This is a genomic window from Rossellomorea sp. NPDC071047 (assembly GCF_050270195.1).
Classification (GTDB): domain Bacteria; phylum Bacillota; class Bacilli; order Bacillales; family Bacillaceae_B; genus Rossellomorea.
This window is the reverse complement of record NZ_JBNNJT010000001.1, coordinates 1,227,410-1,243,874: the sequence shown is the minus strand read 5'-3', so window position 1 is coordinate 1,243,874 and position 16,465 is coordinate 1,227,410. Positions and strand designations below refer to the sequence as shown.

At 41.1% G+C, this 16,465-nt stretch carries 13 protein-coding genes; all 13 read left to right on the top strand.

Annotated elements, in window-relative coordinates; translation table 11 throughout:
* Window positions 1–54: 54 nt before the first annotated feature.
* Window positions 55–1,092, top strand: a complete 1,038-nt coding sequence (gene asd / locus ACQKFO_RS06405) for an aspartate-semialdehyde dehydrogenase (protein WP_427597805.1) — start codon at window positions 55–57, stop codon at window positions 1,090–1,092.
* An 88-nt stretch (window positions 1,093–1,180) separates the two neighbouring features.
* A complete protein-coding gene (dapG, locus tag ACQKFO_RS06400) occupies window positions 1,181–2,419 on the top strand; it encodes an aspartate kinase (RefSeq protein ID WP_427597499.1) in 1,239 nt (412 codons plus the stop codon).
* A gap of 22 nt (window positions 2,420–2,441) precedes the next feature.
* Window positions 2,442–3,314: a 4-hydroxy-tetrahydrodipicolinate synthase gene (gene dapA, locus ACQKFO_RS06395; RefSeq protein WP_427597498.1), complete on the top strand. Its 873-nt coding sequence runs from the start codon at window positions 2,442–2,444 to the stop codon at window positions 3,312–3,314.
* A 262-nt stretch (window positions 3,315–3,576) separates the two neighbouring features.
* A complete protein-coding gene (locus ACQKFO_RS06390; RefSeq protein WP_427597497.1) occupies window positions 3,577–5,244 on the top strand; it encodes a ribonuclease J in 1,668 nt (555 codons plus the stop codon).
* Between the two features lie 126 nt (window positions 5,245–5,370).
* Window positions 5,371–6,123: a ClpP family protease gene (locus ACQKFO_RS06385; protein ID WP_148968781.1), complete on the top strand. Its 753-nt coding sequence runs from the start codon at window positions 5,371–5,373 to the stop codon at window positions 6,121–6,123.
* Window positions 6,120–6,326 (top strand): YlzJ-like family protein, encoded by a 207-nt coding sequence (locus tag ACQKFO_RS06380; RefSeq protein WP_427597496.1) that lies wholly within the window; start codon window positions 6,120–6,122, stop codon window positions 6,324–6,326. Before ACQKFO_RS06385 ends, ACQKFO_RS06380 begins: the two co-directional genes overlap by 4 nt.
* Before the next feature lie 190 nt (window positions 6,327–6,516).
* On the top strand, window positions 6,517–8,880 hold the full coding sequence (locus tag ACQKFO_RS06375; RefSeq protein ID WP_427597495.1) for a DNA translocase FtsK: 2,364 nt from the start codon (window positions 6,517–6,519) through the stop codon (window positions 8,878–8,880).
* Between the two features lie 424 nt (window positions 8,881–9,304).
* Window positions 9,305–10,030 carry a GntR family transcriptional regulator gene (locus tag ACQKFO_RS06370; RefSeq protein ID WP_299740966.1) on the top strand — a complete coding sequence of 242 codons (726 nt, stop codon included), beginning with the start codon at window positions 9,305–9,307 and terminating at the stop codon, window positions 10,028–10,030.
* Between the two features lie 50 nt (window positions 10,031–10,080).
* Window positions 10,081–11,178: a BMP family lipoprotein gene (locus ACQKFO_RS06365; RefSeq protein WP_427597494.1), complete on the top strand. Its 1,098-nt coding sequence runs from the start codon at window positions 10,081–10,083 to the stop codon at window positions 11,176–11,178.
* A gap of 215 nt (window positions 11,179–11,393) precedes the next feature.
* Entirely contained in the window at window positions 11,394–12,929 is a 1,536-nt protein-coding gene (locus ACQKFO_RS06360; protein WP_427597492.1) for an ABC transporter ATP-binding protein, read from the top strand.
* Window positions 12,922–13,971 (top strand): ABC transporter permease, encoded by a 1,050-nt coding sequence (locus tag ACQKFO_RS06355; RefSeq protein ID WP_427597490.1) that lies wholly within the window; start codon window positions 12,922–12,924, stop codon window positions 13,969–13,971. Before ACQKFO_RS06360 ends, ACQKFO_RS06355 begins: the two co-directional genes overlap by 8 nt.
* Window positions 13,972–14,931 carry an ABC transporter permease gene (locus tag ACQKFO_RS06350; RefSeq protein ID WP_427597489.1) on the top strand — a complete coding sequence of 320 codons (960 nt, stop codon included), beginning with the start codon at window positions 13,972–13,974 and terminating at the stop codon, window positions 14,929–14,931.
* 259 nt (window positions 14,932–15,190) lie between these two features.
* The gene (gene yfmF, locus ACQKFO_RS06345) at window positions 15,191–16,465 is read left to right on the top strand and encodes an EF-P 5-aminopentanol modification-associated protein YfmF (protein ID WP_427597488.1); all 1,275 of its coding nucleotides are present in this window, start codon (window positions 15,191–15,193) and stop codon (window positions 16,463–16,465) included.

Sequence of the window (16,465 nt, the reverse complement as noted above, 5' to 3'; positions counted from 1 at the left end):
TATACCTACTATGAGAATACTGAATGGTTGGAAGGAGAGAAGATTTTGAATACAATGGGATTACATGTAGCTGTTGTCGGTGCCACAGGTGCTGTTGGACAACAAATGCTACAAACATTAGAAAAAAGGGACTTTCCAATAAAACAATTGACATTATTGTCTTCAGCCCGCTCAGCCGGATCCACCGTTACCTTTAAAGGGAAAGAATGGACGGTTGAAGAAGCTACGCCCGAGAGTTTTGAAGGGGTAGACATTGCTTTATTTAGTGCAGGGGGTAGTGTATCCAAACTTCTTGCTCCTGAAGCCGTTAAACGTGGAGCAATCGTCGTTGACAATACAAGTGCATACAGAATGGACCCAGATGTCCCTCTTGTTGTTCCAGAGGTGAATGAAGATGATATCAAACTTCATAAAGGCATTATTGCTAATCCTAACTGTTCTACGATCCAGATGGTGGCAGCACTTGAACCGATCCGTAAACAATATGGTTTATCTAAAGTAATCGTGTCAACCTATCAAGCCGTTTCAGGGGCAGGTGCAGTGGCCATCGATGAGCTCCACGCGCAATCACAGGCCATATTATCCGGTGAATCATTTGAACCGAGTGTGCTACCTGTAAAAGGGGATAAAAAGCATTATCAGATAGCTTATAACGCCATTCCTCAAATTGATAAATTCCAGGAGAACGGCTTTACATTCGAAGAAATGAAAATGATCAATGAAACAAAAAAAATTATGCATATGCCTTCATTGAAGGTATCTGCAACATGCGTAAGATTACCAGTTGTAACAGGTCACTCAGAAAGTGTATATATTGAAATTGAGAAGGGATCTGTAACAGTGAATGAAATCCACTCACTGTTAAAAGATGCTCCTGGAGTAACTTTAGAAGATGTCCCGGAAGAACAGATTTATCCGATGCCTGCACATGCAGTAGGGAAACCGGATGTATTTGTTGGCAGGGTGCGTAAAGATCTTGATGAAGACAAAGGCTTCCATATGTGGGTTGTGTCTGACAACTTACTTAAGGGAGCGGCTTGGAACTCAGTTCAAATCGCAGAAAGTCTGATGAAACTTGGTATAATTAAGTAACGAAGAGGGACCATTTCAGCTATAGTTCTATTTATTTCCACTAGTCGTTCTCACATACCTCTTGAACATATGACAATGAGGTGTAGTCATGAAAGTGATCGTTCAAAAATTTGGTGGAACGTCTGTACGTGATGAGGCAAGTCGCTTAAAGGCATTAGCCCACACAAAGCAAGCGATAGATAAGGGATATAAAGTGGTGGTAGTCGTTTCAGCTATGGGAAGAAAAGGTGAACCTTACGCTACTGACTCCCTATTATCCCTTATCGGTGGCAGGAATACTTCAATAAGTAAGAGAGAGCAAGACTTATTATTATCGTGTGGAGAAATCATTTCCAGTCTGGTCTTCTCCAACATGCTTCTTGAACATGGAATCCGGTCAACCGCTTTAACTGGTGCTCAAGCCGGATTCCGGACTAATAGTGATTTTAACAATGCTAAGATTCTGGAAATGAGATGCAGCCGTTTGGTAAAAGAGCTTGAAAATCACGATGCAGTGGTGGTGGCGGGCTTTCAAGGTGCAACGAAAGATGGTGATGTCACAACGATCGGCAGAGGGGGAAGTGATACTTCAGCTTCTGCTTTAGGAGTGGCATTAAAAGCTGAATTCATCGATATTTTCACCGATGTTGAAGGGGTCATGACTGCCGATCCCCGCATTTCATCCAAAGCGAGACCTATTACGGTTGTTTCTTATAACGAAGTATGTAATATGGCATATCAGGGGGCAAAGGTGATTCATCCAAGAGCTGTTGAAATTGCGATGAATTCAAATGTTCCAATCCGGATTCGTTCTACTTATTCAAATGGTGAAGGGACTCTTGTGACAACACTTGAAAATACGAAAGCACATAAAGAATTCAGGAGTCATCCCGTAACTGGAATCGCTCATGTACCCAACCTTACGCAAATAAAAGTTTTCGCTAAAGAAGACCAATACAATCTTCAAGCTGAAGTCTTTAAAGCGATGGCTATAGAAGGAATAAGTGTTGACTTCATTAACATCTCGCCACGGGGAGTTGTTTATACTGTTGCATCATCCCTGGCAGAAGGAGCGATTTCGGTTCTTAATAAAATAGGTCATAAACCTACTGTAGAGTCAGAGTGTGCTAAGATTTCAATAGTGGGAGCCGGGATGACGGGTGTTCCTGGTGTAACTTCAGCCATCGTATCTTCTCTGTCCAACGAAGGAATTCGAATCCTCCAGTCAGCAGATAGTCATACGACTATTTGGGTTCTGGTGAAAGAGATGGACCTGATTAATGCGATTAATGCACTTCATGATACGTTTCAACTACAAGAGAGAACCGCTACATTCAGGGTAGGATAAACTTAAGAGGAGAGTGACTAGATTGAATTTTGGCCGCGTTTCTACGGCGATGGTTACCCCATTTGACCGTAAAGGAAATATCGATTTCACCAAGACGACGCAATTAATTCAGTATCTGATTGATAATGGATCAGATTCTTTAGTAGTAGCCGGGACCACTGGAGAGTCTCCGACTTTAACAAAAGAAGAAAAGATGGCTTTATTTCGACATGTAGTAAAAGTAGTAAACGGAAGAGTACCTGTTATTGCCGGGACGGGAAGCAATAACACCCACGCGTCAATCGAACTTACCAAAAAAGCAGTGGAGGCAGGCGTAGATGCCATCATGCTGGTGGCTCCATACTATAATAAACCGAGTCAGGAAGGGTTGTTCCAGCATTTCAAGGCGATTGCTGAATCAACAGCCTTACCTGTCATGCTATATAATATTCCTGGACGATCAAGCGTCAATGTTTCTCCGGAAACTATCATTCGATTATCAGAGATTGAAAACATTGTAGCTGTTAAAGAAGCAAGCGGTGACTTGGATAGCATGACTGAAATCATTTCACATACATCAGACGACTTTATGCTATACAGTGGTGATGACGGACTAACTCTTCCTGTATTGTCGATAGGCGGAACTGGAATCGTGTCTGTTGCCTCCCATATCATCGGAAACGAAATGCAAGAGATGGTTGCTGCATTTACAAGTGGAAACCATTCAATGGCAGCCGGTCTGCATCAAAAACTTCTTCCAGTCATGAAAGGATTATTTACCAGCCCGAACCCGACACCGGTTAAAACAGCCCTTCAAATGAAGGGTCTCGACGTTGGATCTGTCCGCTTACCATTAATTCCATTGACAGAAGTGGAAAGAGCAAAGCTGTCTCAATTATTACAGGTATTATCTTAAGAAAAAGACTGTGAAGGACATTCCTTCACAGTCTTTTATTATAGACAGGAAAAGACCCTAAATCAGTAATAGATTAATTTATTTTAAAGAAGAAGGATTTAGTCACGTAGTATCGAAATAGTAATGTAGTAAAAATGAATGCAGTCCTTTTCCTAATCTTATTATAGGAAGGATAAAATTGGTTGTACTCCCAAAATATTATCAAGTATAATAAACGTAACTGATTGAAGATCGGGAAAGGCACAGCATAGGAGGACATAATGTGAGTAAAACAAAAAATGAAAGTATAAAGATCATACCGCTCGGAGGAGTCGGGGAAATTGGTAAGAACATGTACGTGATCGAAGTGGATCATGAAATTTTCGTGGTTGACGCAGGGCTGATGTTCCCTGAAAATGAAATGCTCGGGATTGATATCGTCATACCAGACATTCAATACTTGATTGAAAATAAAGAACGTGTGAAAGGAATCTTTTTGACTCATGGGCATGAGGATAGTATTGGAGCGATTTCATACGTTCTCAATAAAATTAAAGCTCCTGTTTACGGGACCCGTTTAACAAATGCTCTTGTAAAGGCTCGATTGAAGGATGAAAACATCAGGGAAGATGTGAAATTCTATACGATTCACTCAGATAGCCATCTCACTTTCGATGGAGTGAATGTAACGTTCTTTAAAACCACACATAGCATTCCGGATTCAGTTGGTGTATGCATACATACATCTGAAGGAGTCATCGTACATACCGGGGAATTCAAATTTGATCAATCTGCTAAACACCTTTATCGACCGGATTTAGGCAAAATGGCTCAAATCGGTGAAAAAGGAGTGCTATGTTTATTGTCCGACAGCAAAGAAGCGGAGAGACCCGGCTATACAACATCCGAAGCCGTCATAGAACAACATATAACAGACGCTTTACGAATGGCATCCGGTAGAGTTATTGTAGCTTGCTTTGCCTCTAATTTAATTCGACTACAGCAAGTTTTTGACGCTGCAGATCAAAATAACCGTAAAGTGATCGTAGTGGGTAAGAGTTTGAAGAGAGTATATGATGTAGCTTTGAAATTAGGCTATCTTCACGTCCGGGATGAGATGATCATAGGAATGGATGAGATTGGTGATTATCCTAAAGATGAAGTCGTCATCGTTGCCACCGGAACACAAGGAGAACCGTTTGAGGCCTTGCAGCGGATGTCAAAACGTTCCCATCGTCTTGTGAATATCGAAGAAGGGGATACAGTCCTAATTACGGCTTCACCTTCACCTGGCATGGAAGTCATTGCAGGAAAGACAATTGACATGCTTTATAGAGCAGGAGCAAACGTATTGACCGCCAATAAGAAGGTTCATGTTTCAGGGCATGGTAGTCAGGAAGATCTAAAGTTTATGTTAAATATCATGAAGCCGAAGTATTTCATTCCTATACAAGGTGAGTATAAAATGCTGGTGGCTCATACACAGATCGCTCACGACATCGGTCTCCCGTATAAGCAAATCTTCATTTTGGATAAAGGAGATGTGCTTCAATACAAGGACGGTAAGATGAGAATGAGCGGCCGGGTGCAGGCTGGGAATGTGTTGATTGATGGAATTGGTGTAGGGGACGTAGGGAATATCGTCCTTCGCGACCGTAAACTATTATCAGAAGATGGTGTGTTTACGGTCGTAGTAACGATCAACCGCAGATCCAAATCGATTGTGTCAGGTCCTGAAATTATATCTCGCGGCTTCGTTTATGTGAGGGAGTCAGAAGAATTGATTGAAGGAGCTGGAGGCATCGTAACGGACGTAGTACATTCCTATTTACAAAAGGGCTCTTTTGAATGGACAACCATTAAACAAGATATCAGAGATCAGCTCAATTACTATTTATTCAATAAAACAAGAAGAAGACCAATGATATTACCGATCATCATGGAAGTTTAATGCGTGAGGCTATTTGTTTCTAACAGATAGCCTCCGTTTTTTTATTTGATCCCAAAGTATAAAGTATGAAAACACTCCCTTATTAAAATAATAACAAGAGAATGGAAATGAAAAGGAGATGTTTTCATGGAAGAAAATCATGAACGAATGCAGGATCAGCCAAATAAAGGCGAGGATAATAAAGATAAACCATCAGGATTAATGGAAAAGATACAGCAATTAGGGCAAACCAATGTCCCGCAACTCTCTCAGGATTCCAATATCCATTGTTTGACCATTGTAGGACAGATAGAGGGACATATGCAGCTTCCGCCACAGAATAAAACAACGAAGTATGAACATGTTATTCCTCAGCTGGTAGCCATTGAGCAAAACCCTAAAATAGAGGGATTGGTGGTAATATTAAATACGGTAGGTGGAGACGTGGAAGCTGGACTCGCCATTTCTGAAATGATCGCTTCCCTTTCTAAACCTACAGTATCTGTTGTGTTGGGGGGAGGGCATAGTATTGGTGTACCGATTGCCGTATCATGCGATTTTTCGTACATTGCGAGCACTGCTACAATGACAATCCACCCGGTTCGGTTGACGGGGTTGGTGATCGGCGTACCACAGACCTTCGAGTATTTGGATAAAATGCAGGATCGGGTAGTTAGTTTCGTAACGAAGCACAGTAATATATCCGAAGAAGATTTTAAAGACCTGATGTTTGCAAAAGGTAACCTTACACGGGATATCGGTACGAATGTGGTCGGTGACGATGCCGTCGAATACGGCCTGATAGATGGGATCGGGGGCATTGGGACAGCCATTAAAAAGATTAACGAGTTAATTGAGATGAAAAAGCAATCGGATCAACAAGAGGGGCTAGTGCAATGATCCTTTATACAGTCGTTCCCAATGATCTTGTATTCCCAACAGATGCAAGTGAATTCAGTGGTCAAATGATGATGGAATATCAGGGTGTTCCTATCCTTGTTCAGCAGGAGGATAACCGGTATCGAATTGTGAGGGTCATGAGTAGTGATCCTGCACATTATCTAGATAATCAGATTTGCCCAGGTGAATTTATCAATAATTAAGCGAGAAAGAGGATTTTCCCGAAATAGTGGTTATGCTATAATATTACTGGAAGAGATAATCATAATGATACTTTAAGTTAACGGGAAGGGTCTGACACCTTAGGCACATGGATTGCCCCAAAGGATCAGCCCTTTCTTCATCTTTATGTACATAAGAAGAAAGACTTCAATAGAATTTAGGTGAATTGGATTGGCTAAACGAAAAAGAAGAAAAAAACGATCTGCAACGAGTTCAACCTTAAAACAAACCATTAAATATGAAATTACAGGAATGATCCTTGCTGCACTCAGTTTGATTTCAATCATAGAGCTTGGAGCTGTAGGGAAAGCAATGGTATATTTCTATCGATTCTTTCTGGGTGAGTGGTATATGGTTGCCCTTCTGTGGATGCTGTATGTGGCTGGATACCTCATGGTTAAACGGGAGATTCCTATGTTATTTAGTCGCAGGCTTATTGGGATTTACATCATCATTGCGAGCTTCTTGCTATTGAGTCATGTGAAATTATTTGATTTGCTCTCCAATGATGGTTCTTTCGATAATCCAAGTGTCATCATGAATACATGGGATTTGTTCTGGATGGATGCAGGCGGGGAAACGAGTACATCGGACCTTGGTGGTGGAATGATAGGGAGCATTTTATTTGCCGTTTCTTATTTTCTATTTGACTCGCAAGGAGCAAGGATTGTTAGTGCAACATTCATATTGATCGGAATCATACTAGTGACAGGTAAATCCATCGGGGATGTGCTGGGAAGAGCAGGAAAGCGCTTTGGTGCATTCTTAAGCGGACAATGGTCGGCGTTCAAGCAAGATATGAGTGATTGGAGAGAAGATCAGTCAAAGAAAAAAGAAGTGAAAGAAAAGAAAAAGAAAGAAGTTCCTGTGAGGCAGGAGAAAGCGGTTGAAACACAGCTGCCTCAGGAAGAGGAAACGAGAGAACCAATCATCTCAAACTTCGCGGAACGTGCATACGGAGGGAATCCGACTAAAGATGAACCATCCACTTCAGGAGCGGAAATGAATGGTGAAAAAGATGGTGCGGCCGCTAAAGATAAGCCCGATTCAGAAGGAGAAGCGGATTCTGCACCACCGATTACGTTTACTGAAGTAGAAAATAAGGATTATAAACTACCTTCTATTTCGTTATTAAAGACTCCTAGAAAAACAGATCAGAGTAATGAATATCAACTGATTCATGCAAACGCAGCCAAACTTGAAAGAACCTTCCAAAGCTTCGGGGTAAAAGCGAAAGTTACACAAGTTCACTTAGGTCCAGCCGTCACCAAGTATGAAGTTCACCCGGATGTAGGTGTGAAAGTAAGCCGCATCGTGAACCTTAGTGATGATTTAGCCTTGGCTCTTGCGGCTAAAGATATCCGAATCGAAGCTCCTATTCCAGGGAAATCGGCTATCGGTATTGAAGTTCCTAACTCGGAGGTTGCCATGGTGTCATTAAGAGAGGTGCTTGAAGCCAAGGAACATAATAAACCGGATGCCAAGCTACAAATTGGGTTAGGGCGGGATATAACGGGAGAAGCCGTACTTGCAGAATTGAATAAAATGCCTCACTTACTTGTAGCCGGGGCCACTGGAAGCGGAAAGAGTGTTTGTATTAACGGAATCATTACGAGTATTCTAATGAGAGCTAAACCCCATGAAGTCAAGCTCATGATGATTGATCCAAAAATGGTTGAATTGAATGTATATAATGGGGTACCCCACCTATTGGCTCCCGTTGTAACTGATGCAAAGAAAGCTTCACAGGCATTAAAAAAGGTTGTAAGTGAAATGGAGCGGAGATATGAGTTGTTCTCTCACACAGGAACAAGGAATATTGAAGGGTACAACGACTACGTAAAGAGACAGAATCTCGAGAACGAAGAAAAGCAGCCTCTGCTTCCATACATTGTGGTAATAGTGGATGAGCTGGCTGATTTAATGATGGTTGCTTCAAACGATGTAGAAGACGCCATCACAAGACTCGCACAGATGGCACGTGCCGCAGGGATCCATTTAATCATTGCTACGCAGCGTCCATCTGTTGATGTTATTACAGGGGTCATCAAAGCGAATATACCATCCAGGATTGCGTTTGCCGTATCTTCCCAAATCGATTCCAGAACCATCCTGGATTCCGGTGGCGCAGAAAAACTATTGGGTAGAGGAGACATGCTCTTCATGCCTGTAGGGGCTTCAAAGCCTACAAGGGTACAAGGAGCATTTTTATCAGATGAAGAAGTTGAAGAAATCGTTGATTTTGTCATTTCTCAACAAAAGGCACAGTATCAGGAAGAAATGATTCCAGATGAGATACAGGAAGATGAGAAAACGGGCGAAGCTGAAGACGAACTCTATAATGATGCAGTTCAGTTGATCGCTGAAATGCAAACTGCTTCTGTCTCCATGCTTCAAAGAAGATTTAGAGTTGGTTATACAAGAGCAGCACGATTGATTGATGAGATGGAAGTAAGAGGAGTCGTTGGACCTTATGAAGGAAGTAAGCCGCGAACCGTCTTGATCGGTAAACCTTCAGAAGAGCAAAGCTCTTAACAAAAGGTGTGTTACCCTATTCAAAATGAATGGGGTAACACACCTTTTTTATGTAAGGATCAAGAGGAAAATCTGAAAATGTATCCGTTTCAAATGATGTTATTCTAGTTTATCCACCAATGTGTTATACTATTAAAAGCGTTTACAATTGTAATGGCGTTGTTTTAACTTTGTAAAGATTGATAATCTACAACAACCTTAATGTAAATTTTATGTAAAATAACTCCATGAAACCCTATTCATCCTTAAATATTTACTAATTATTTACAAATAAGGATTTTAAATTGTCATTCTAGTCATTTTTTTCGACAAAATCACACAATGCTATTTATTTATGAAAAGAAAAGTGTTATAGTATTTTCGATTAGTAGGAAAGATATACATCAGAGGTCTGATGTCTTGAGAAAATTTGGTGGTGGTTCCAGTGACAATAAAAACAGACAATCGACATTTATACTTACAAGTGATAGACCGTTTGAAGAAAGATATCGAAGCGGGAGTATACAAAGAAAAAGAAAAACTCCCGTCTGAATTTGATCTCTCCAAACAACTCGGTGTGAGTAGGGCTACTCTCCGTGAAGCTCTCAGAATTCTTGAGGAAGAAAGTGTCATCGTACGACGTCATGGGGTAGGAACATTTGTAAACGCTAAACCGCTCTTTACTTCTGGTATTGAGCAGCTGAACAGTGTTACGAACATGATCAAGCAGGCTGGTATGGAGCCAGGGACCATTTTCTTAAGCTCAACAACTCAAGAAGCTACTGAGGATGATGTGAAGAGGTTTACTTGCAATGAAGAGGACGACGTGATCCTGATTGAACGGGTTCGTACTGCAAACGGGGAACCGGTTGTGTATTGTGTAGACAAAATTCCTGAAAAGGTTATGCCGAGGAATTTCACCCATGAAGATAATTCGATTTTCACCGTATTGGAAAAACGGGAGAATAAGAGAATCACTCATGCTGTTGCACAAATAGAACCAATGGGCTATCACGATAAAATCTCCCCTATTCTAAATTGTGAACCAGAAACGGCGCTACTCGTTTTAAAGCAAATGCATTTTGATGAAAACGATGAGCCGATTCTGTACTCAGTAAACTATTTTCGGTCAGACAAATTTAGCTTCCACGTATTAAGAAAGCGTGTATAACAAAAATCCATCTTTCTACTAATTTATTACAATATTAGGGGGTACTCTAGGTGAAAAAACGTAAAATTGGTTTAGCGTTGTCATTTGTTCTAGCTGCAGGTACATTATTAGGTGCTTGTGGAACAAGCGAGGACAAAGAAGGTGCATCTAGTGGTGAAGGTAACAAGAAAGAAGATCAATTTACAGTAGCGATGGTTACGGATGTTGGTGGAGTAGATGACAAATCTTTCAACCAATCTGCTTGGGAAGGTTTAAAAGCTTTCGGTGAAGAGCACGACTTAGAAAAGGGTAAGGAAGGTTTTGACTACTTACAATCACAATCTGATGCTGACTATGCTACTAACTTAAACACATTAGCTCGTCAAGACTTTGACTTAGTATATGGTATCGGCTTCCTTATGGAAGGTGCGATCAATGATATTGCACAACAACAAAAAGATTCTCACTTTGCAATCGTTGATGCAGTTGTAGACCAACCAAACGTTGCAAGTATCACGTTCAAAGAGCAAGAAGGTTCATTCCTTGCAGGAGTTACTGCTGGACTGGCAACAAAAACTAACAAAATCGGTTTCCTTGGTGGAATGGAAATTCCAGTAATCGAGCGTTTCCACTCCGGCTTCATTGCTGGTGTTAAATCAGTCAATCCAGATGCGGAAATCGTTGCAGATTATGCAGGGGCATTCGACAAAGCAGAACTTGGTCAAACAATTGCGTCTAAGATGTACTCACAAGATGTAGACGTTATCTTCCATGCAGCTGGTGGTACGGGTAATGGATTGTTCAAAGAAGCACGTGACTTAAAAGAAAAAGATCCTTCCCGTGAGCTATGGGCAATCGGAGTTGACTCCGACCAATCAGCAGAAGGTAAAGTTGGAGATCATAATATCATCTTAACTTCTTCTTTAAAACGTGTAGATAATGCAGTACTGGATCTTGCTAATAAAGCAAAAGAAGGAAACTTCCCAGGTGGAGAAGTTATCTCTTACGGTCTTAACGAAGAGGGTGTTGGATTAGCTGAACTTAACGAAGAGCTTTCTAACAAAGACGAGGTTATGACTAAAGTTGATGAATGGAAAGAAAAGATCAAGAGTGGGGAAATTACTGTTCCTGAATCTCTGGATGCAGCAAATTCATTCTCAGCTAACTAATTGAACAGGGATAAGGGGGCCAAGGATAGCCGGCCGCTTATCCCTTTTCTAAAAGGAATATTCATAATAATTAAAAATTTAATTGAAGTATAGAAACTTCTTTCTATCTTTCATTTAGAGTTTTAATCGGGGAAACCCTTTTTTTTCTAGAGTCTTAAGGTCTGACCTCTAACTACTAGATAAATATCCCTAGCCTATGCAAGGAGTGATTAGCAATGGATTATGTAATTGAGATGCTGAATATTCGCAAAGAATTTCCTGGCATCGTAGCAAACGATAATATTACCCTCCAGCTCAAAAAAGGTGAAATTCATGCGCTTCTTGGTGAAAATGGAGCAGGTAAGTCTACACTGATGAATGTTTTATTTGGACTTTATCAGCCTGAACAAGGAGAAATTCGTGTTAAGGGGCAAAAAGTAAACATCACCAATCCCAATATTGCCAATGACTTAGGGATCGGAATGGTTCATCAGCACTTTATGCTCGTTGATACCTTTACAGTAACAGAGAATATTATTCTCGGAAGAGAGCCGAAGTCCGGTGCAACAGTGGATATTAAAAAGGCAGAGAAGGATATTCTGGAAATCTCAGAAAGATACGGTTTAAAAGTGGATCCTTCCGCTAAAATTTCTGAAATTTCAGTAGGAATGCAGCAGCGTGTTGAGATTTTGAAAACACTTTACCGTGGTGCAGAGATACTGATCTTCGATGAGCCTACAGCGGTACTGACCCCGCAAGAAATCAAAGAGCTTATTCAAATCATGAAAACTCTTATTCAAGAAGGGAAGTCTATCATTCTTATCACTCATAAGCTAAAAGAGATTATGGAAGTGTGTGATAATGTAACCGTTATCAGAAAAGGAAAAGGGATCGGGACAGTGCAGGTATCAGAAACCGATCCGAATCACCTTGCCAGCCTGATGGTAGGACGCGAAGTAACCTTTAAGACTGAGAAGAAGGAAGCCGCTCCTACTGACAATGTGCTTGAAATTCGGGATTTGAACGTAAAAGACCATCGCAATGTTTCCGTTGTAAAGGGGTTGAACCTGGAAGTAAAAGCCGGGGAAATCCTTGGTATTGCAGGTGTTGATGGGAACGGTCAAAGTGAACTTATTGAAGCGATTACAGGGTTATACAAAGTTAATAGTGGCTCGATTAAGCTGAATGGAAAAGAAATAGTCAATATGAAACCGCGAAAGATTTATGAAACGGGTGTAGGTCATATTCCTCAGGATCGTCACAAACATGGTTTAGTTCTGGATTTCCCAATCGGTGAAAATATGGTTCTACAAACCTATTACCAAAAGCCTTATTCAAATAAGGGGGTATTAAGCTATAAGAATATTTACAATCAAGCTAGAAAGCTAATTTCAGAGTTTGATGTAAGAACACCTTCTGAATATACCCTTGCCAGAGCACTATCGGGTGGTAATCAGCAAAAGGCGATCATCGGCAGGGAAGTTGATCGAGATCCCGATTTATTAATTGCTGCCCAGCCAACCCGTGGCCTCGATGTAGGAGCGATCGAGTTCATTCACAAGCGCCTGATCGAGCAGCGGGATAACGGTAAAGCAGTACTATTACTTTCATTTGAATTAGATGAAATCATGAATGTAAGTGACCGTATCGCCGTCATTTATGAAGGACAGATTGTAGCAATTGTGAATCCAAAAGAAACAACTGAACAAGAACTTGGACTACTGATGGCTGGTTCGAAGAGGAAGGAAGCGGGGGAGAACGAACATGTCTAATCGATTAACAAATATATTAATCCCGGTTATTTCGGTCCTTTTAGGAATTATTGTCGGAACCATTATTATGCTTGTGAGTGGATATGATCCAATGGCAGGATATTCTGCACTATGGCAAGGTATTTTCGGAGAGATCTACTACGTTGGGGAAACGGTTCGACAAGTGACTCCATACATTCTGGCAGGATTGGCTGTTGCCTTTGCATTCAGAACCGGATTATTCAATATCGGGGTCGAAGGACAACTGATTGTAGGGTGGCTTGCTGCAGTATGGGTTGGAGTTGCTTTCGATGAGTTACCTAAGATCATCCACTTACCACTTGCTGTAATCGCAGCGGCATTAGCTGGTGCATTCTGGGGCTTTATCCCGGGATTACTGAAAGCAAGATATCGTGTACACGAAGTAATTGTTACGATCATGATGAACTATATTGCACTTCACGTAACAAATGCGATTATACGGGATGTATTGACGGAGCGTAAAGATCGTACGGACTATATCGCAGAGACTGCCTCATTAAAGTCTCCATTCTTTGAGGCCTTAACTGATTACTCAAGACTGCACTGGGGGATCTTCATTGCCCTCGCCTGCGTATTTATCATGTGGTTCCTTTTAGAAAAAACGACTCGTGGATATGAACTGCGTTCCGTAGGCTTTAACCAGCATGCTTCTCAATACGCAGGAATGAACGTAAATGGGAACATTATTCTTTCTATGGTCATCTCCGGAGCATTCGCCGGACTCGCAGGTGCCATGGAAGGCTTAGGGACATTTGGATACGCCTCGATTAAAGGAGGATTTACAGGGGTCGGATTTGATGGGATCGCTGTAGCACTATTAGGAGGAAATGTGGCCATTGGTGTTGTGTTCGCAGCATTATTATTTGGAGGACTTAAAGTAGGGGCGTTAAATATGCCACTTGAAGCTGGTATTCCAAATGAACTGGTAGACATAATCATCGCCCTTATTATTTTCTTTGTAGCATCTGGTTATATGATTCGATATCTGATTCAACGATTCAGTAAGAAGGGGGTGAAATAAGTGGGCTTTATCGATATCTTAACAATCCTTATTCCATCAACATTATTGTGGGCATCACCACTTATTTTCACTGCGTTAGGCGGAGCGTTCTCAGAACGTTCTGGTGTCGTTAACATCGGGCTTGAAGGATTAATGGTCATTGGAGCTTTCTCAAGTATCGTTTTCAACTTGGCGTTTGCAGACACATTTGGTGCGGCAACACCGTGGGTCGCCCTGCTTATAGCAATGGTCATGGGGGCGTTACTTGCTGTACTCCATGCGATTGCGTCTATTACATTCCGGGCCGATCAGGTAGTGTCCGGTGTGGCAATCAATCTGCTTGCCATCGGTTTAACGCTTTTCTTAGTCAAACGTATTTACGGAAAAGGTCAAACAGACATCATTTCTGAAGGCTTTGGAAAAGTGGATGTACCATTACTTAACAAGATTCCGTTAATCGGTGATATTTTCTTCTCCAACACTTATTGGCCACCATTTGTAGCCATTCTTGTGTCCGTCATCGTTTGGTTCATTATGTTTAAGACTCCATTCGGTCTCAGATTGCGCTCAGTAGGTGAGCATCCAATGGCTGCAGACACAATGGGTATCAACGTAACGAAAATGCGCTATATCGGCGTAATCATTTCTGGGGCTTTTGCAGGAGTGGGTGGAGGAGTATATGCCCAGTCCATTTCATCAGACTTTAGTCATGCAACGATAAGCGGGCAGGGATTCATGGCCTTAGCTGCTTTGATCTTCGGTAAATGGCATCCGCTTGGCGCAATGGGTGCAGCATTATTCTTTGGGTTCGCACAAAGCTTAAGTATCATCGGATCAAGTATCCCATTATTTGAGAATATTCCAAGCGTATATCTGCTAATCGCACCTTATGTATTGACCATCCTTGCACTTACCGGATTCATCGGCCGTGCAGATGCACCTAAAGCACTTGGTACACCGTATATTAAAGGAAATCGTTAATCATAACCGAAGCAACGATCAATATAAGGTATCTCGACTTTCGAGATACCTTTTTTGTGCAAACGAAAAAATGAAACATATTTAATATTTTCTATACATATACTAGTTTACTCTATGGGTATTTTTCCAATAGAGGAAGATGCTTGAAATCAACATATCACTACATGTATAGTTATACATAAATACCGCACAATAAGGGTGTTTATTACTTTTTTGATTTCAAAAATGACGGAAGTGTGGAACTAAGGAGGACGGTACGATGACAGCCGTAAATGAAGTAGTAAAAAAGAAACAGGGGTACACGCTACATATCGTTCAAACAGATAAGTATAAAACCAACAGTCTAATTTTGAAAATGAAAGCTCCTTTAGATCAAGAAACAGTGACCTTACGCGGATTACTCCCTCATGTGATGCAAAGCAGTACAAAGACCTATCCCAGTACAACGGAATTAAGATCCTACCTGGATGAATTATATGGTGCGAACTTTTTTACGGATTTAGGTAAAAAAGGTGAGTACCACGTGGTTAGCATGTCCGTGGAAATCGCCAACGAAAAGTTTTTAAAGGACTCAGAGCCTTTACTTCAAAAAGGAATAGAATTTTTAGCAGATGTCCTGCAAAATCCTCATATTGAAAATAACGAATTCGATAAGAAAACGGTCGAGAAAGAAAAACGAAACCAGAAGGTAAGAATACAGGCAGTATATGACGATAAAATGCGCTACGCTAATTCCCGGCTTGTAGAAGAAATGTGTAAGGGGGAGCGTTTTGCCCTTCATGTTAATGGCATCAGTGAGGAAGTAGAGTCCATAACGGCCAAGAGTTTGTATGAATATTATCAAAAAGTCATGAATGAAGATCAATTTGATCTTTATGTCATCGGCGATGTAGATGTTGCGGAAGTTGAAAAACTGTGTGATCAACTCCTCCACTTAAACGAACGTACCCCTCTCGAAGTCGATTCATCGGAAGTGAAGCAAAAAGAAAGGGAAAACGTCGTGAAAGAAAAACAGGATGTGAAGCAAGGAAAGCTTAATATGGGATATCGGACACATACCCAATATGGCGATGATGATTACTTTGCCCTGCAAGTGTTCAATGGCATATTTGGTGGCTTTTCTCATTCTAAATTGTTCATAAATGTGAGAGAAAAAGCGAGCTTAGCCTACTATGCAGCGAGTAGACTGGAAAGTCATAAAGGATTATTGATGGTAATGTCCGGAATAGAATTTGAGAAGTATGATCAAGCAGTCGGAATCATCAATGATCAGCTGAAAGCCATGAAGGATGGAGACTTTACAGATGGTGAGATCGAACAAACGAAAGCGGTCATCCGCAATCAACTGCTTGAAACCATAGATACGTCCCGTGGGTTGGTAGAGGTCCTATATCATAATGCTGTAGCCCATGAAGAAATTGATTTAAAACACTGGCTTGAAGAAATAGAGAAAACGACGAAAGAAGACATCGTGAAAGCAGCAAATAAAGTTGAGCTCGATACCATCTACTTTTTAACAGGAATGGAGGGATAA

What these genes read in the sequence shown, in the direction of transcription:
- asd (WP_427597805.1), top strand. Translation starts at nt 55, where the DNA reads ATGGGATTACATGTAGCTGTTGTCGGTGCCACAGGTGCTGTTGGACAA.
- dapG (WP_427597499.1), top strand. Translation starts at nt 1,181, where the DNA reads ATGAAAGTGATCGTTCAAAAATTTGGTGGAACGTCTGTACGTGATGAG.
- ACQKFO_RS06385 (WP_148968781.1), top strand. Translation starts at nt 5,371, where the DNA reads ATGGAAGAAAATCATGAACGAATGCAGGATCAGCCAAATAAAGGCGAG.
- ACQKFO_RS06380 (WP_427597496.1), top strand. Translation starts at nt 6,120, where the DNA reads ATGATCCTTTATACAGTCGTTCCCAATGATCTTGTATTCCCAACAGAT.
- ACQKFO_RS06360 (WP_427597492.1), top strand. Translation starts at nt 11,394, where the DNA reads ATGGATTATGTAATTGAGATGCTGAATATTCGCAAAGAATTTCCTGGC.
- ACQKFO_RS06355 (WP_427597490.1), top strand. Translation starts at nt 12,922, where the DNA reads ATGTCTAATCGATTAACAAATATATTAATCCCGGTTATTTCGGTCCTT.
- yfmF (WP_427597488.1), top strand. Translation starts at nt 15,191, where the DNA reads ATGACAGCCGTAAATGAAGTAGTAAAAAAGAAACAGGGGTACACGCTA.